The organism is Streptomyces sp. NPDC029041 (assembly GCF_040637515.1).
Lineage (GTDB): Bacteria > Actinomycetota > Actinomycetes > Streptomycetales > Streptomycetaceae > Streptomyces.
The window spans coordinates 614,947-632,004 of record NZ_JBEZWO010000002.1; the positions used below are offsets into that span (position 1 = coordinate 614,947).

General features: G+C 71.1%; 14 protein-coding genes and 2 tRNA genes. 5 read left to right on the top strand and 11 right to left on the bottom strand.

Annotation, left to right across the window (positions count from 1 at the left end):
- The first annotated feature begins 138 nt into the window (after window positions 1-138).
- Window positions 139-897 (top strand): IclR family transcriptional regulator C-terminal domain-containing protein, encoded by a 759-nt coding sequence (locus tag AB0F04_RS06360; RefSeq protein ID WP_362038349.1) that lies wholly within the window; start codon window positions 139-141, stop codon window positions 895-897.
- A gap of 107 nt (window positions 898-1,004) precedes the next feature.
- Window positions 1,005-1,078 (top strand) — tRNA-Lys (locus AB0F04_RS06365).
- Here the strand turns inward: AB0F04_RS06365 and AB0F04_RS06370 are convergent.
- From AB0F04_RS06370 to AB0F04_RS06390, 5 genes are all read right to left on the bottom strand, one after another.
- The gene (locus AB0F04_RS06370; protein WP_362038351.1) at window positions 1,044-2,708 is read right to left on the bottom strand and encodes a long-chain-fatty-acid--CoA ligase; all 1,665 of its coding nucleotides are present in this window, start codon (window positions 2,706-2,708) and stop codon (window positions 1,044-1,046) included. The two genes, AB0F04_RS06365 and AB0F04_RS06370, sit on opposite strands and share 35 nt — an antisense overlap.
- Before the next feature lie 40 nt (window positions 2,709-2,748).
- The gene (locus AB0F04_RS06375; protein ID WP_362038354.1) at window positions 2,749-3,213 is read right to left on the bottom strand and encodes a DUF3592 domain-containing protein; all 465 of its coding nucleotides are present in this window, start codon (window positions 3,211-3,213) and stop codon (window positions 2,749-2,751) included.
- 106 nt (window positions 3,214-3,319) lie between these two features.
- Window positions 3,320-3,925, bottom strand: a complete 606-nt coding sequence (locus AB0F04_RS06380; RefSeq protein ID WP_362038356.1) for a lytic polysaccharide monooxygenase — start codon at window positions 3,923-3,925, stop codon at window positions 3,320-3,322.
- A gap of 101 nt (window positions 3,926-4,026) precedes the next feature.
- Window positions 4,027-5,148, bottom strand: a complete 1,122-nt coding sequence (locus AB0F04_RS06385; protein WP_362038358.1) for an SPFH domain-containing protein — start codon at window positions 5,146-5,148, stop codon at window positions 4,027-4,029.
- A gap of 166 nt (window positions 5,149-5,314) precedes the next feature.
- On the bottom strand, window positions 5,315-6,628 hold the full coding sequence (locus AB0F04_RS06390; protein ID WP_362038360.1) for a peptidoglycan-binding protein: 1,314 nt from the start codon (window positions 6,626-6,628) through the stop codon (window positions 5,315-5,317).
- 196 nt (window positions 6,629-6,824) lie between these two features.
- Between AB0F04_RS06390 and AB0F04_RS06395 the strand changes: the two genes are divergently transcribed.
- From AB0F04_RS06395 to AB0F04_RS06405, 3 genes are all read left to right on the top strand, one after another.
- Window positions 6,825-6,898 (top strand) — tRNA-Lys (locus tag AB0F04_RS06395).
- A gap of 634 nt (window positions 6,899-7,532) precedes the next feature.
- On the top strand, window positions 7,533-9,533 hold the full coding sequence (locus AB0F04_RS06400; RefSeq protein WP_362038362.1) for a glycosyltransferase family 2 protein: 2,001 nt from the start codon (window positions 7,533-7,535) through the stop codon (window positions 9,531-9,533).
- Window positions 9,530-11,470: a kelch motif-containing protein gene (locus AB0F04_RS06405; protein WP_362038364.1), complete on the top strand. Its 1,941-nt coding sequence runs from the start codon at window positions 9,530-9,532 to the stop codon at window positions 11,468-11,470. Before AB0F04_RS06400 ends, AB0F04_RS06405 begins: the two co-directional genes overlap by 4 nt.
- An 88-nt stretch (window positions 11,471-11,558) precedes the next feature.
- On the opposite strand, the gene AB0F04_RS06410 is transcribed toward AB0F04_RS06405, so the two are convergent.
- From AB0F04_RS06410 to AB0F04_RS06435, 6 genes are all read right to left on the bottom strand, one after another.
- Window positions 11,559-12,596 (bottom strand): glycoside hydrolase family 6 protein, encoded by a 1,038-nt coding sequence (locus AB0F04_RS06410; protein ID WP_362038366.1) that lies wholly within the window; start codon window positions 12,594-12,596, stop codon window positions 11,559-11,561.
- A 265-nt stretch (window positions 12,597-12,861) separates the two neighbouring features.
- Window positions 12,862-13,374, bottom strand: coding sequence for a hypothetical protein (locus AB0F04_RS06415; RefSeq protein WP_362038690.1), 513 nt, complete (start codon window positions 13,372-13,374; stop codon window positions 12,862-12,864).
- 148 nt (window positions 13,375-13,522) lie between these two features.
- Window positions 13,523-14,200: a class F sortase gene (locus tag AB0F04_RS06420; RefSeq protein ID WP_362038368.1), complete on the bottom strand. Its 678-nt coding sequence runs from the start codon at window positions 14,198-14,200 to the stop codon at window positions 13,523-13,525.
- Between the two features lie 2 nt (window positions 14,201-14,202).
- Complete coding sequence (locus tag AB0F04_RS06425; RefSeq protein ID WP_362038370.1) at window positions 14,203-14,919, bottom strand: hypothetical protein; 717 nt, start codon at window positions 14,917-14,919, stop codon at window positions 14,203-14,205.
- 135 nt (window positions 14,920-15,054) lie between these two features.
- The gene (locus tag AB0F04_RS06430) at window positions 15,055-15,834 is read right to left on the bottom strand and encodes an HAD-IIA family hydrolase (protein ID WP_359627842.1); all 780 of its coding nucleotides are present in this window, start codon (window positions 15,832-15,834) and stop codon (window positions 15,055-15,057) included.
- A 109-nt stretch (window positions 15,835-15,943) separates the two neighbouring features.
- The gene (locus AB0F04_RS06435; protein WP_362038372.1) at window positions 15,944-16,750 is read right to left on the bottom strand and encodes a hypothetical protein; all 807 of its coding nucleotides are present in this window, start codon (window positions 16,748-16,750) and stop codon (window positions 15,944-15,946) included.
- Window positions 16,751-17,058 lie beyond the last annotated feature (308 nt).

Below are 17,058 nucleotides of genomic sequence, written 5' to 3' on the forward strand. Positions count from 1 at the left end.
TGCCAGAGTGTCATTGCCCCAGTCCGCGGCCCCGGGAATCTTGTCAACCCCCGCTCCTGACAAGCCCATTGCCGGTTAACCTGGAACAGGTTCACTGACCGGATCACGGCCCTACAGCAAGCGCAGGGGGAGACCACCGTGGCGCTGAAGCACGAGCCGACCACCCCGTACCACTCGGCCCAGGAAGCCCTGCGCGTCCTCGACACGGTGGCGCGCGGCACCAGCGGTGTCACCGACGCGGAGATAGCCCTGCACACCCGCATCGCGCCGGAGCGGCTGACCGCGCTCCTACGCATGCTGCGCCGCGAGGGCTACATCGAGCAGATCTCCGACGGCGCCTACGTCACGGGCGAGACCCTGGCCCGCCTCGGCTCCGCCCACCACCGCGAGCAGGCCCTGCGCGACAAGCTCCAGCGCACCCTGGACCGGCTGCGGGACTCGGTCGGTGCCGCGGTCTACATGAGCCGGTACGTCGACGGCGAGATCAGCATCACCCACTACGCCGACAGCCCGTCCACGCCCGCGGTCAACGAGTGGGTCGACTTCCGCTCCTCTGCCCACGCCACCGCCATCGGCAAGAGCCTGCTCACCCAGCTCGACCACGCCGGCCGCCGTGACCACCTCGCCCGGCACAAGATGGCCCGCCTCACCTCGCGCACCATCACCAGCGACCGGCTGCTGCTCTCCCGCCTGGAGGCACAGCCGCCGACCGTCCCCGTCCTGGACCTCCAGGAGTACGCGATCGGCACGGTCTGCGCGGCCGTCCCGATCACGGCCGGCTCCTCCGTCGGCTGCCTGGCCCTGTCCCTCCCGATCGAGCACGCCCACCGCCTGCGCCAGGCCGCGGACACCCTCAACCGCCACGCCGCACCGGTGCTGCTCTCGCTGGCGATCTAGAAGCCCCCTGGCCCCGTGCCGGGTGGTCAGAAGCACCCCCCGGCATTGGGTAGTATTTTCCCCGTCGCCCGCCGCGGAACACGGTTCCGATGGCAGGCGGGAGTCATGCGCCGCTAGCTCAGTTGGTTAGAGCAGCTGACTCTTAATCAGCGGGTCCGGGGTTCGAGTCCCTGGCGGCGCACGGATGAGGGGCCTCTCGTGGGAGCGAGGGGCCCCTCAGCGCGTCTCCGGTCCCCCTCGGTCAGCCTGCGGTACGCCCGCTCCCCGGGCGGCCGCCACCACACGGGACCGGCGCACCGGACCCCCTCCCCGCGCAGTTCCGCCCGGCGGATCTTGTTCGTCGCCGTCACCGGCATCCGCTCCACCACCCGTACGAACCGGGGAGCCATCTTCGTCCCCAGGTCGGGCTGGGCGGCGAGGAACGCCGCGAAGCCCTCCGGGTCGAACGACCCGGCGATCGTGGCCATCACCTGGTCCCCGGTCACCGGGTCCGGTACGGCGTACACACAGACCGCCTCCGCCCCCTCGTACCGCGCGAGGATGTTCTCGATCATCGCAGCGGCCAGGTTCTCCCCGTCCACGCGGAGGCGGTCGTCGGTGCGGCCGGCGAAGTAGAGGTAGCCGTCGGTGTCGCGGTAGAAGAGGTCGCCCGTCCAGTACCAGCCTCCCTCACGGCGTTCCGCCTCGGCCGGAGGGTTGCGCCAGTAGCCCTCGAAGGGGCTGGGCCCCTGGTTGACGAGCTCGCCGATCGCCTCGTCCCCGTTGAGCAGCCGCCCCGCCCCGTCGAAGACGGCCGCCTCGCACTCCGCGCGGGTCTCCCGGTCGAGGACGACGAGCCCGGGGGCGGCCCGGCCGACCGCACCCGGCGGCGTGCCCGGGGTCCACGTGATCGCCGCCCCGCCCTCCGACGAGCCGTAGCCCTCCACCAGCGCCGCCCCGAACCGCCGCTCGAAGGCGGCCGCGTCCACCGCGCCGGCCTCCGTGCCGAAGCCCAGGCGCAGGCAGTGGTCGCGGTCGTCCGGGCGCGGCCGGGTGGCCAGGACGTACTGGATCGCCCGGCCGACGTACGTGAAGTACGTCGCCCCGTAGCGGCGTACGTCCGGCAGGAACGCGGACGCCGAGAAGCGGCGGCGCAGCGCCACCGCCGCGCCGGTCACCAGCGCGGGTGCCCAGTCGGCGATCACCGCGTTGCCGTGGAACATCGGCATACAGACGTAGTGGACGTCGTCCCGGGACAGGGAGAACTGGTCCGCCAGGGAGCGGCCGGCTGCTGTCAGGCGCCCTTGGGAGCAGAGTGCGGCCTTGGGGGCGCCGGTCGAGCCGGAGGTGAAGCAGAGCAGGAAACGGTCGCCGGGGGTGGCCCTGCGAGGGTCGGGGCGGACGTCCGCGTAGGGGGTGAGGAGCTCGGCGTACTCCGGGGTGTCCGTCACCAGCAGGCGGACTCCCGGCAGGTCCAGGCCCGCGAGCAGCGGCAGGTGGGCCCGTTCGGTGATCAGGACCCGGCATTCGGTGTGGAGGATGTCGCGGGCGAGTTCGGCCCCGCGCCGGGTGGGGTTGATTCCGGCGACGGCCGCCCCGGCCAGGGCCGCGGCGCCCAGCCAGAGCGGGAACTCGGGGGTGTTGCCGAGCAGCACCCCGAGGTGGGGTTCGGCGGCCGGCGGCAGGAGGTCCGTGAGGAGTGCCGCCCGGGCCGCCGCGCCCGCCGCCACCTCGTGGTGCGTGAGGGTCCGGTCCTCGTACCGCAGCCCGGGGCGGTGGTCGCCCCACCGGGCGGCGATGAGTTCCGCGACCGTGTTCGCCCTGGAGTCCATGGGCGCGCACGGTAGTTGACGTACCGTCAGATGTGGAGCGCTACGGCTGCATGAAGTCGCCCACGGCGGAGAACATCGCGTACGTCACCGCCATGAAGCCGATGGCGAACAGGATGAACGTGCCGAGGAAGGCGAGCAGACATCCCGTGCCCGCGGCGAGCTTCCCGTGCGCCGGGGGCCTGGCCGTGGCGTGCTCCGGGCGGTCCGCCGGGTAGTGCACGGTGACGATGTCGCCCTCGAGGACCGTCCCGGGCCCGCCCTGCTCCTCGAAGCGGACGCCGCGGCCGTCGCGCGTGGTGAACTCGTACACGTGGTGCAGAGAGGTGTGCACCGAGCTGTCGCCGCCCCCACTCGTCGTGGTGTACACCCGCAGGCAGCGGGCCTCGGCGGTCAGGCCGCTGTTCCAGGCGCGGCTGACCCGCACGGAGCGCCGGACCACCACGACCACGGCACAGGAGGCGACCGCGATCATGAGCGTGGGCACGATGTAGAAGAAGATTTCCATGAGCTCCCCCGAGGCCCTGGGCGGCCTTCGAGCGGCCGGTGTGGCAGGAACCTACCCACACCGGCCGCAGCGGTGACTCAAGAGAAGCTCAGAGGTTCACAAGGGGTCAGAAGGTGACGTCCGAGCAGGCGTAGAACGCGTTGGCCGTGTCGGCGATCGTCCACACGGCCACGATGACGTGCCGGCCGCTGAGCCCGGTCGGCAGCCTGCCGCTGTGGGAGAGCGTGGACGGTGGACGCTGCCCGTTGTACGGCACCGTGAGGAACGGGGTGAGGTTGAGGTCGGACCGGGCCAGGTTGTGGTTCTGGTTCCAGCCCGGCTTGGTGACGTAGTACTTGAAGTCGGTCGTGGCGTGCATGGCGGTGAACTGCCAGCGGAACGTGTAGCTCTGGCCACCCGTCACCCTGGTGGCCGGCCAGGCGCCGCCGGACGGGGTCCGCGGTGCGCTGAGCTGACTGAACCGGCCGAGGCCGGCGTTGCAGATCTGCCCGTCGGCGGGGCCGGAGGCCGGGAAGCCCTTCGGTCCCTCGACGCTCTGCGGTTCCCACTGGATGGATCCGCAGTTGGTCACGGTGCCGTTCTGGCAGAGCTTCTGCCGGCTGATGGGGAGGTCGGTGTAGCCGTGGCCGCTGGCACCGCCGGAGGAGAGCACGAGGGCTCCGGTCGTGGCCAGTCCCACCGCGGCTGCGGACACCTTGGTCCTGGTTCGCATGCTGCCGCTCCTGGTGAACGTGGGGGAGGTTCGGTGAGCCGTGCATGTAGGTCTAGACCAAGTTCGAGATTATGGCCGCTAGTTGAACATGTCCATACCAATCACGGGGCTGTTTCTCCCCGGCCGGCGCAGAACGCCACCGTCAGGTCCTTCACCAGCACTTTTCGCTCGTAGTCGTCGAGTTCGACCAGCCCCCGCATGGTCAGCCGGGTCACGGTGTCCTCCACCGAGTCCACGACCGAGGAGAGCACGCTCGCCCGGTGCCGGGCGTCCAGCTGCGCGATCCGGCGGCGGTGCATCGCGGCGGCGATCTCGGGGGCGTACTCCACGCGGACCGGCTGCACGGAGAACACCTCCAGGCCGACCGGGGCCGCGTCCGCCGCCACCAAGCCGGTCAGCGCCTCGGCCGCCGCGTCCCCGGCACCCCGCGGCCCGCCCGGCATCTCCACCGGCACCCGGGCCAGCGCCGCCTCGACGCACTCCCGCAGATACGTCTCGTGGTCCTCGACGCCCAGCACGGCCCGGGCGGTGTCCCGTACCCGCCACACCACCAGCACGACCACCCGCAGCGCGACCCCGCTCCCGTCGGCCGCGGGCACGGGCTCGCTGCGCCAGTGCCGCAGGCGTACGTCCACCCGGCGGCGCAGCAGCAGCGGGTTGACCCACAGCAGGCCGGAGCGCCGGACGGTCCCCCGGTAGCGGCCGAACAGGTCCAGCACCCAGGCACGTCCGGTGCGGCCCCGGGCCAGCCCGCCGAGCCCGAACAGCCCGAGCGCCCCGGCCCCCGCGTACGCCGCCCACTGCGCGGGGCCGAGCCCTGCCCCGGTGTACGCGGGCAGCCGCAGCGCCTCCAGCACGAGCGGCGGCAGCACCCCGGCCCACCAGGAGGTGGCCACGCACCCGGCCGCGCCGCAGGCTCCGGCCAGTACGCCTGCCGCGCCGGGCAGCACCCGCGCGGGCCGCTCCACGAGGCCGGGGTCCACTTCGGGCACCGGGCGCTTCCGGGCGGCCGCCGGGCGTCTGAGGCGCGGCTGCTCTCCCGTGCCCTGCCTGCGGCCGACGACCGCCGGTTTCACCGGCACCGGAGCGGGGTCGGGGTCGTCACGGAACAGCAGATGGACGGGGATCTCGGTGGTGGCCTCGTTCTGGATGAGCCGGGCGGACCGGACCGGTCCGTCGGCCGGCCCGTCGGACTCGGACGTGTGGGAAGTGGTCGTACTCATGCGTGCCTCCAGCCTCCGCGCCAGATGCGTCACAACGGTGGTCCGGATACGGGCCCCTCGAGGGCCCGACCGGGATTCGGGGCCCGCCCGGAGGGGGGCCGAAGGGGCCTTGGAACCCTCCAGACGGAGGGCCTTCGAGCCCGGCAAGAGGGGGTGCCTCGGAGCCCTATGAGAAGAGGCGCCGCCAGGTTTCCGGGCCCGGGTAGCCGTCCGCCGCGCCGCCCCGCCAGCCCTGGGTCCGCTGGAAGGCCTCGACGCCGCGCCGGTCCGCCTCGCTCCAGGCCGGGCCCGGTCCGGTCCGGTAGAACCTGCCGAAGCCCTTCCGCACGAGCTGCTCGCCCAGCCGGGTGACGTGGGGGTTGTTCGCTCCGGGGCGGAACATCGCCCGCCCCGGGTAGCCGGGGACCCCGTGGGAGGCGGGCGGCGGGCCGGCCACCCCGTCCTTCACGTCCTCGCCCTGGCCGGTGACCAGCAGCTCCCAGGTGCGCGCGTCGGGCAGCCCGTCGGCGTCCGCGCCGGTCCAGCCCTGGGCCAGCTGGAACGCCCGGGTCGCCCGCCGGTCGGCGCCGGTCCAGCGCGGCCCCGGGCCCGAGGCGTACGCGCCGCCGGCCCCGCGGTCGACGAGCATGCGGCCGAGCCGCGTGACGTACTCGTTGTTCGCTCCGGGGCCGAAGTACACCGCTCCCGGGTACGGCGTGGAGGCCGGCGCACCCGCCTGGCCGCCGTCCTTGCCGGGGACCGGTTCCTGCGCGGTGACGCCCTTGTAGCGGTAGGGCACGTACCGGCTGGAGTTGTCCCAGTAGGCGTAGGGGGTGGACTGCCGGCGGGTGTGCGGGGGTGTCTGCTCGTAGGCGGTGTAGTGGGTGTGTGCGCTGTCCGTCCAGCCGCCGAAAATGGTGACATGGGAACCCTTCTCGGGGTCGGCCGCATTGTGGAACAGCAGAATGTCGCCCGGCTGGAGCTCCTCCTTGGAAATCTTCTCCCCGTACGCCGCGAGACTGCCCGTCCATTCGTTCCGCGGCAGCCGCCAGGCCATCGATACATAGCCGGAGCAGTCCTGCCGATAACCGTCGGACCAGAAGGCGCTCATGCTGTACGGCACCTTTGCGGCGACCCAGGTCTTGGCCCTGTTGATGATCTCCGTGCGCGTGATGGCGCTGGACTCGGGGGCGACGGAGGACTCCGTCTGGCGGCCTTCGGGACCGTGCAACGGGGACATGGCACCCTGCGGGGTTTCGGGCTCGTCACCTGCGGGAACGCCCGGGTGGTGCGAGGCGTGCGGGGCCGCTGCGGCCGGTGCGGTGTGGCCCGCGCCGAGGGCGGCGGAGGCCACGGCGGCCAGGGCGAGAGCCCGGTGCGCCGCCGGGTGGGCGCCGGCCCGGCCGGACCAGGAATGCGGGAGGGCGCGGCGCCAGTGGACGCAGCCCGGGCAGTCGCAGTCGCTCGCGGGGTCGATTTCCTCGAATACCGGCGACTCCATGCGATTCCCCTCACACTTCCGGCGGAAAATACGGCGCCCGGGCACCGGAGGGCGCGCGTGGCCAGTTTCGCAACTGTCTTCCGCACGCGCATGCTGACGGTCCGAATGATGTACGCGACCGTCTTTCCGGGGCCCGCGCCCCCGGGCGGTGGTCGGGAGCACCTCTCGACGTCCTGTAGGGTTACGACGTCAGCAGGCGCCGCTAGCTCAGTTGGTTAGAGCAGCTGACTCTTAATCAGCGGGTCCGGGGTTCGAGTCCCTGGCGGCGCACGTTGCCGGTGGCGGCTTGTGTTCGTGGATACGCGAACACAAGCCGCCACCGTTGTTTCTGCGCGGCGTCGCCGCGCGCGGCGGCCGCGCTGCGGCTCCCGCGAGAGGGACCTCCTTGAACTGGACGCACCCGTGGGCCGTATGGAAGAGCAGGCCGCGCGGGGAGCCGGCCTCGCCGAGAGCGACGCGGTGCGGTCCGGCGACCCGATGCGGGCGGAGGGACCACGAGAGAGCACTTTCACACCGTTGACGCCCGCCCGTCGACAACGTCTCCACACGGCCCTCACACGGTCACAATGAACGCCTATGACCGTAACCACCGTGTTTCGCGTCTTGCGATCATGCTGAGCGCCGTAGAATCTTGGCTTTCTGGTTTTACAGGATGCTGCGATTACGCGGCAGTTGGGGGGATTCGGAGCCGGTTGCGGGCTGGGCGGGGATAGGGGCCCCGTTCATGAACCGATGCCGTGGGGGGCATCATGCAACCGGAAGGTCGCATTACCGTGTCTATAGGGTGTGGATGACGTGGTGACTGCGATCCACCACTGATACGTCTGTGAAGGTCGAGGGGGACCAGCAGCAGGCGGTAGGAAGCTACGAAACACGCGGCTGTCCGCGTGTGGGGGGATGACTCATGACGTCGAGGCCCACGGGTGCCCGGCAGGAAAACGACCCGTCCCAGACCACCCAGCTCAGGGTGCCGGCTCACCGGATGAGCACGACGGGGACGTTCCGGCGGATCAAGAAGACGCTGCCGAGATACGACTACGAGCACTACAGCCGGCTTGCCGGTCCCCTCACCCAGCCGGATCCGAATAAGCCGTACAAGGTGCAGTACCGCTCGCTCATCTCGCAGGAGCCGCACCGCATCCGCGTCGCCCTGATGCTGGCCGCGGCGCCGGTGCTGTCCCTGGTGCTGCTGTTCTGGCTGCTCCAGCCCGAGCACTGGACCGAGCGCGACTACCCGGCCTTCGACTGGCTGCCCGCGCTCGACATGGTCATGCTCGTCTCGATCGGCCTGATCGAGTTCTTCCGCTGCATGAACGTGCTGTCGAACGCGCACGCCACGCTGGTGGCCCGCGACCCGATCCCGGTGGTGCCCGAGACCGGCACGAGAGTGGCCTTCCTCACCTCCTTCGTGCCCGGCAAGGAGCCGCTGGAGATGGTGACGAAGACCCTGGAGGCGGCCGTCAGGATCCGCCACCGGGGCCTGATGCACGTGTGGCTGCTCGACGAGGGCGACGACCCCGACGTGAAGGCGGTCTGCGAGCGGCTCGGCGTGCACCACTTCTCCCGCAAGGGCGTCGCGAAGTGGAACCAGGCCAAGGGCCCGCACCGCGCCAAGACCAAGCACGGCAACTACAACGCCTGGCTGGAAGCGCACGGCGACGACTACGACTTCTTCGCCTCGGTCGACACCGACCACGTGCCGCTGCCCAACTACCTGGAGCGGATGCTCGGCTTCTTCCGCGACCCGGACGTCGGCTTCGTCATCGGCCCGCAGGTCTACGGCAACTACGACAACCCCATCACCAAGGCCGCCGAGTCGCAGCAGTTCCTCTTCCATGCGCTGATCCAGCGCGCCGGCAACCGCTACGGCTCCCCCATGTTCGTCGGCACGTCCAACGCGGTGCGCATCAAGGCGCTGAAGCAGATCGGCGGTCTGTACGACTCGATCACCGAGGACATGGCGACCGGCTTCGAGATGCACCGCCACAAGAACCCGGCGACGGGGAAGAAGTGGCGCTCGGTGTACACGCCGGACGTGCTGGCGGTCGGTGAGGGCCCGAGCGCCTGGACGGACTTCTTCACCCAGCAGATGCGCTGGTCGCGAGGGACGTACGAGACGATCATCGGGCAGTACTGGAAGGGCTGGTACTCGCTGCCGCCGAGCAAGCTCTTCAACTACACGATGATGATCATCTTCTACCCGATGTCGGCCCTCAACTGGATCCTGGCGGCGCTGAGCTGCTGCCTGTTCCTGGGCCTGGGCGCCTCGGGTGTGAACATCGACCCGGCCGTGTGGCTGATGCTCTACGGCAACGCCTCCGCCCTGCAGATCGGGCTGTACGTCTGGAACCGCCGGCACAACGTCTCGCCGCACGAGCCGGAGGGCTCCGGCGGTGTGGCCGGCATGGTGATGTCCGCGCTGTCGGCGCCGCTGTACGCGAAGGCGCTGATCGACTCCGTGCTGCGGCGCAAGAGCAAGTTCGTGGTCACGCCCAAGGGCGACTCGGCGAGCCCGGACCGCTGGTTCGGCACGTTCCGCTACCACTGGTACTTCGTCGCGATCTTCGGTGGGTCGATCGCGGCCGGCTTCGTCTTCGGCCACTCGCACCCCGCGATGATCATCTGGGCGACGTTCGCGCTGCTGATCACCGCCTCGCCGGTGTTCGCCTGGCGCTGGCAGCTGCGGCAGGACGCGAAGAAGCCCGCCGCCCCTGCCGGGGGGCAGCCGCAGGACCCTGCGGGGCCGCACCGGACGCAGCCGCTGCCCATCCCGCAGCAGCCGTCGGGACACACCCCGCAGCACAAGCCCACGTGGGCCGCCACCCCGGGCGCACACGGGGAGGTCGGGGGATCCGACCAGACCATGCAGATCGCCCTTGGTGGACTTGGGGGACGTAAGGAATGAACGACCGTGCAGGCCGCCGCCGGGCCCGTCGACTCGCGATCGGCACGGCGGTGGTACTCGCGCTGGCCGGGATGAACGGGCCGTGGCTCTACCGCTTCAGCACCGAGAAATACCACCAGTACACCATCGACAAGCCGGAGTACAAGGCCGCCAACGGCAAGTGGGAGATAGTCGATTTCCCCGAGGAGTACCGGCAGAACACCATTCACGCGGCGCTGCTGCGCACCGGCAAGGTGCTGCTCGTCGCGGGGTCGGGCAACGACCAGGACAACTTCGACGCGAAGAAGTTCGACACCCGGATCTGGGACCCGGTCAAGGGCACCATCAAGAAGGTGCCCACACCGGCCGACCTGTTCTGCACCGGCCACACCCAGCTCGCCAACGGCAACCTGCTGATCGCGGGCGGCACCAAGCGCTACGAGAAGCTCCAGGGTGACGTCACCAAGGCCGGCGGCCTGATGATCGTCCACAACGAGAACCCGGACAAGCCGATCACGCTGCCCGCCGGCACGACGTTCACGGGCAAGGAGAACGGCAAGACCTTCGTCTCGAAGGACCCGGTGCTCGTGCCGCGCGCCAAGAAGGTCTTCGACAAGGCGACCGGCAGGTTCCTGCGCAACGACCCCGGCCTCGGCCGGATCTACGTCGAGGCGCAGAAGCGCGGCAAGAAGTACGAGACGGGCACGCAGGACAACTACCGCGTGCACGGCCTGAAGGGCGCCGACGCCAAGAACACCTACGGCATCGCGCAGAAGCTCGCGCTCGACAAGAAGGACTTCCAGGGCATCCGGGACGCCTTCGAGTTCGACCCCGTGGCCGAGAAGTACATCAAGGTCGACCCGATGAAGGAGGCCCGCTGGTACCCGACGCTCACCACCCTGAGCGACGGGAAGATCCTCAGCGTCTCCGGCCTCGACGACATCGGCCAGCTGGTCCCGGGCAAGAACGAGGTCTTCGACCCGAAGACCAAGAAGTGGACCTACACCGACAAGGTCCGGCAGTTCCCGACGTACCCGGCGCTGTTCCTCATGCAGAACGGCAAGGTCTTCTACTCGGGGTCCAACGCGGGCTACGGGCCGGACGACGTGGGCCGTGAGCCGGGCGTGTGGGACGTCGACACCAACAAGTTCTCGAAAATCCCGGGCCTGAGCGACCCCACGCTGATGGAGACGTCCGGCACGGTGCTGCTGCCGCCCGCGCAGGACGAGAAGTACATGGTGGTCGGCGGCGGCGGCGTCGGCGAGTCCGAGCAGTCCAGCGAGAAGACCCGGATCGTCGACCTGAAGAAGCCGAACCCGCGCTTCGTGGACGGCCCGTCCCTGGACAAGGGCACGCGCTACCCGAACGCCTCGGTCCTGCCCGACGACAGCGTGCTGATCTCCGGCGGCTCGGAGGACTACCGCGGCCGCGGTGACTCCAACATCCTCGAGGCGCGGCTCTACGACACGGAGAAGAACGAGCTCGAGCGCGTCGCCGACCCGCTCGTGGGCCGCAACTACCACTCCGGTTCGATCCTGCTGCCCGACGGCCGCGTGATGTTCTTCGGCTCCGACTCGCTCTACGCGGACGCGGCCAACACCAAGCCGGGCGAGTTCGAGCAGCGCATCGAGATCTACACGCCGCCCTACCTGTACGGCGACAAGGACCGGCCCGCGTTGTCGGGCGGGCCGCAGACCATCGAGCGGGGCTCCACGGGGACGTTCACCTCGTCGGACGCGGCGAAGGTCAAGAAGGTCCGGCTGATCCGGCCGAGCGCCGCCACGCATGTCACGGACATCGACCAGCGGTCGATCGCCCTGGACTTCAAAGCGTCCGGCGACAAGCTGACGGTGACTGTGCCGGAGAACCGCAACCTGGTCCAGGCGGGCTGGTACATGCTGTTCGTGACGGACGCCGACGGCACGCCGAGCAAGGCGCAGTGGGTCAAGGTGCCCTGACCGCCGACGGCACGACGAAGGGGCGCTCTCCGCGAGGAGGGCGCCCCTTGTCCATGGGCCGGGGCGTCGACCGCCCTGACCGATCGGGTCAGGCGGTGGCCTTCGCCAGCTTCAGCGCGTAGTCCGCCCACCACTGGCCCGCCTTCGGGCCGCCCTTGCACTCGCCGTCGGACTCGCCCGGCCGCTTCACCCACAGGTACGCGTCGACCAGCGGGTCCGCCGTCTTCGTCGTCGGGGTCTCGCCCAGGGAACGGCCCGGCGGGTTGCACCAGCGCTCGTCGGGCTTGCCGTCGTTGTAGGGGCCCTTGCCGTTGCGGCTGGTGTCGATGACGAAGTGCTTGCCGCCGACCTTGGCGGAGAGCTGCTTGCCGTAGGCGATGGAGTCCTCGGTGGAGTAGAAGTTGGAGACGTTGACCGAGAAGCCGTCGGCCTGGGCGATGCCCGCGCGGTTCAGGGACTCGAAGATCTGGTCCGGTTGCTGCCAGCCGGCGTTGCCCGCGTCCAGGTAGACCTTCGTGTGCTTCAGCGACGTGAGCTTGGCGACGGCGCCCTTGAGGAGGTCGTAGCGTTCCTCGTGGAACTGCTCCGGGGTGCAGCCGTCGACCAGGTGCAGCAGGGCGTCCGGCTCCAGGACGATCGTGGCGGGCCGGTCGCCGATGCCTTCGGCGACGCCGTCGATCCAGTCCCGGTAGGCGTCGCCGTCGGCGGCGCCGCCCTGCGAGTACTGGCCGCAGTCGCGATGCGGGATGTTGTAGAGGACGAGCAGGGCCGTGCGGCCGGCCTTGTCGGCGGCCTCGGTGAAGCCCCGGACCTGCTCCTGAGGGTCGTCCGGGACGACCCATTCGGCGACCGGCTGCTCGGCGATCTTGCGGATCTGCTCGGCGTCCTGCTTCTTGCCGGACTTCTGCAGGGCGGCGACCTCCCGGGCCGCCGTCCCGTCCGGATTGACCCAGAAGGGGGCCTTTTCCTTGGGCTGTTGGGTGATCCCGGCGCCCGCGTCCCCGCGCGCGTCCGATCCGTCTCCTCCGTCGGAGGAGGAACACCCCGTCACCAGCAGTGCCGCCCCCAGCACCACTGCGGACATCCGCCTCCTGGCGAACGCCCCGGCCCCCCTGCTGCCGTACATCCAACTCCCCCTTGGGTGCACCGTTCCAAGTCTCAATCCTGACATACGTCCCGCGACGCCCACGAGGCGAACACCGTCGGCGCGATGACGCAGCGCCACCGCGGAGGGACGTGACGTGATCCGGCCTCCGGGCCGGGGCGGCCCTTCAATCCTGAAGGCTTCACAGCACATGCCCGGCCTTCGGCCAGAGATTCACCCACCGTGGCCGCCGTGTCCTCCGGCGCGGCTCACCGGGTCGCTGGCTCAACCCGGTGTCCCGGCGGGGTCATGCCTGTCCGCGTGCCCGGTGCCGTTTTGCGTATGACCAGGTCACCGCGGTCATCAGGGCGGGGATTGCGAACAGCGGGGCGAAGACGAACCCCCAGACGGTCTGGGCCGTACCGCTCGACATGTACGTCTGGCTCTCGACGGTGAAAGCGACCACGAGTTGCCACAGTGCCACCAGAACCAGGATGCCCGAGGCGCTCCAGGCCAGCGGGGCGAGGACCCTGGGGTGCAGCGGCCTCCACCGGTCGCTGACGAGCAGCAGCGGAAACAGAGCGGCCAGCTCAGTGAGGACGGAGAGGCCGATGACGTATGCGATGCCCCAGCCCGGGATGTCGAAGACATCGCGCAGCACTTGGTCGTCGTAGCCCACATAGACCCCGGATGCCATGGCGATGCGCCACAGACCGGACGGGACGGCGCACAGAGCGATGGCGTGGGCGGCGCGGCGAGCCCACACAGGCGCAGGGGCGGAGGCAGGGAGCGGAGCGGTCGCTGTCGTCATGACGTACATGCTGGCGTCGGACATGGCGGCCACACCTCGTCCGCTACGGCGGACCGTATCCGCCGTGCGGATGAGGGCGCACCCGCTGAGGGGAGGAGCTGAGAGGCAGCGATCGAGGACATCGCGACCTACCCGGTGAACGTTCGCGGTCACAACACTAGGGGCCGGTTCCCGTCAGGTACGCCGAGACGACCACGTTCGCCGTGTAGCTGCGGGTCGTACGGTCGAAGCTGCCGCCGCAGGTGATCAGACGCAGCTCCGCCCGCCCCGACTCGCGGGGGCCGTACGCCTGGTGGGCGTCGAAGCGGTCGCGGGTGAGGACCTGGACGGACTCGACCGTGAACTCGGCGATCCTGGCATCGGCCCGGACCACCCGGATCGTCTGGCCCGGCCGCATGGCACTGACCTTGTAGAAGACGGCGGGCCGCGACTCGGTGTCGGCATGACCGACCATCAGCGCGGTACCGGGCGCCCCGGGTGCGACCCCGCCGGCGTACCAGCCGACCACGCCCGGCTGGTCGTAGGGCGGTGGATCGAGCGCCCCGTCGGCGTCGAGACCCCGTGCCACCACGGGGGCCTGGACGCCGAGCGCGGGGATGTCGACCCGCTGCGGCAGCGCGTCGCCCAGCGGGCGGTGCTCCGGCGGCAGCTTGATGTCCGGGGGCCGTCCGGCCGCCGCCATGTCACCCGTGGCGGGCGCCGCGATGCCGTGTCGCGTCTCGGTGACCTCGCGGCCCCACAGCCACAGCCCGAGCAGCAGCACGACCCAGGCCATGCCGGTCAGCAGGCGGCCGGTACCCGAGAAACGTCTCCGAACGTGATCGCGGTCGTGCATGGTCAGTCCGTCCCCCGGCCCCGGCGGACCCCGCGCAGCGCGAGGACCACCGCGGCGGCCGCCCCGGCGAGTACGAGTCCGGTCACCCCCTGCGCCGTACCGGGACCGGCGCCGCGCCCCTCGGCGGCGAGGGAGTCGGCGGCACCGCCACCACCCGCCCGGACGGGGGCGACGGGCGAGGCGGGTGCGCCGGGCCGGCGGGAGGGCGGGCCCTCCTCCTCGTCGATGCCGGGTGCGGACGGCTGTCCGCCCTTGCCGGGCACCGGGAGCTGCCCGCCCTCGCCGGGGGCGGGTGGCCGGCCACCGGCCCCGGGCACGGCGGCCGGTGGGGCCCCCGGCACGGCAGCCCGCGGGGCCCCGGACTGTCCCGCCCCAGGTCCCGCTCGGCCGTCCTGGACGGTGAACGTGCCGGTCCGCCGCGAGGCACCGCAGGTGATCCGCACGGCGTACGAACCCGCCTCGAGAGTGGAGCGGACGCGGCTGTCGCCGACGAGCTCGCCGGCGCCGGCGACGGTGAGCCGCGTGTCCGCGACGAACGCCGCGGAGGCGGCCACGGCCGTCCGCTGGGCGCAGCCGGTCACGCGGAGCGTGACGTCACTGCCGGGGGCGGGGCGCGCCGGGGTCACCGAGACGCTCCCCGCGTCCGCCGCGTACGCCGCCGGTGCGAGGGCGACGACGGCCAGGACGCTCGTACAGACCGTGACTCTCAGCAAACCCATCGTGAACCTCCAGACGCCTGGAGCCTCCCCCGCCCGGTGGGCCGCCGCATCCTCAGGGACGCGGCGGCTGCGCCGTACGGGTGACCGAGGGTTTGACCGAGGGTTTGAGCCCCGCCCGCCGCCGGGCCCGGGGTGTCAGACCCGGTCGACGAGGTCCGCGATCGAGTCCACGACCTGCGAGGGCCGGTACGGGAAGTCCTCGACCTGCTCGGGCCGGGTCAGGCCGGTGAGCACGAGGAACGTCTGCATCCCGGCCTCCATGCCGGCCAGCACGTCGGTGTCCATGCGGTCGCCGATCATCGCGCTGGTCTCGGAATGCGCCCCGATGGCGTTCAGCCCGGTCCGCATCATCAGCGGGTTGGGCTTGCCCGCGAAGTACGGCTTCTTGCCGGTCGCCTGCGTGATCAGCGCGGCCACGGCACCGGTCGCGGGCAGCGGGCCCTCGGTGGAGGGACCCGTCTCGTCGGGGTTGGTGCAGATGAACCGGGCACCGCCGAGGATGAGCCGCACGGCCTTCGTCATCGCCTCGAAGGAGTACGTGCGGGTCTCGCCGAGGACGACGTAGTCCGGCTCGTGGTCGGTCAGGATGTAGCCGATGTCGTGCAGCGCGGTGGTCAGCCCGGCCTCGCCGATGACGTACGCCGATCCGCCCGGCCGCTGGTCGTCCAGGAACTGGGCGGTGGCCAGGGCCGAGGTCCAGATGCTCTCGATCGGCACCTCCAGGCCCATGCGGCGCAGCCGGGCGTGCAGGTCGCGCGGGGTGTACATCGAGTTGTTGGTGAGGACCAGGAAGGGCTTCCCGGACTCGCGGAGCTTCTTCAGGAAGGCGTCGGCGCCGGGGATCGGAACGCCCTCGTGGATGAGTACACCGTCCATGTCGGTGAGCCACGATGCGATGGGCTTGCGGTCTGCCATGTGCGGGATCTCCTGCCGTACGCGGTCCAGCGTGCGACCCAGCCTAAACAGTGGCGGGATCTTGCGGAACGTCACGTGCACGGCGTCCCGACTGGCGGGACGGGCCTGTCTACGGCCCTTTCGGTGAGTCTCCGCGGCGGCGGCGTGCGACGAGCAGGGCCGCGCCGCCGGCGAGCAGCAGGACCGCGGTGGCCGCGGCGACCCGGGTGCCGGTGCCGGTACGGGCCAGTTCCTCCGCGAACGGGAAACGGTCCTCGCGGGGCGGGACGGATGCCTCGGAGTCGGGGCGGGGATCCCTGTCCGGGTCGGTGTCCGTGCCGGGGTCGGTGCCGGTCCCCGGCCCGTCGGCGTCGATTTGGAACCGGTAGTCGTTCGACTGCCCGACCCAGTCGCCGTCGTCGTCGTGCCGCTGCACGACCGCGGCGTTGGCCGTGACCTCGTTGGCCACGGCGTCGGAGGTGAGCGTGAGCCGCACCTTCACGGTGACGGTTTCGCCCGGTCCGACGGTGAACCCGGCGAAGCCGTCCTCCTCACCGGCGAACGCCCCGACGAGTTCGTCCTCGGCCGTCTTCTCGAACCGCACCGGGCGGGCGTGCGGCCCGTCGAAGAATTCGAGGTGGGGCTGGGAGGGCTCCAGCGCCCGTTTGCCGTCGACGAGCACGACGACGGGGTGGATCCCCGCGCAGGTCCGGTCGGTCGTGTTGGTCAGGTCGACGGAGAAGGTCCCGAACCCGCCACCGGCCGTGTAGGAGTCCGGGCCGCCGTGGATACGGGTGGTGAGCGGGAAGGTGTGGTCGTCGGGCGCGGCACAGGCGGGCGCCGGGGCCTCCGCGTGGGCGGGAGGTGCACCGGGAAGCAGGACGGCAGCCGCCGCTGCCGCCGCCAGGCAGAAGTGAGCGGGCGTGCGGAGTCGCATGATGATGTGACATTCCGAGCGGAGGGGCTCGCCAGACGCCGCCGCCGCGAACCGACCCCGAACGGCGGCTCGGATCCGCCCGGTCGGCGGACAGCCCCGGCGGCGTCGACCGTACCTTGAGTGGTCCCGGCTCGGTCGGGCCTGCCTGCGCCTGCTGCACGGCAGGACGAGCGGTCGGCCCGAGCTCGCGTCCCCCATCCCGCATCCCCTGTCCCTCATCCCGCAGGACCCGCCGGACCGGCGCGGATTGCCGCAGGCGCTGCCTGATGCGTTCCTGCCGCTCGTCGGACGGCGCGCCTTCCCGCCCC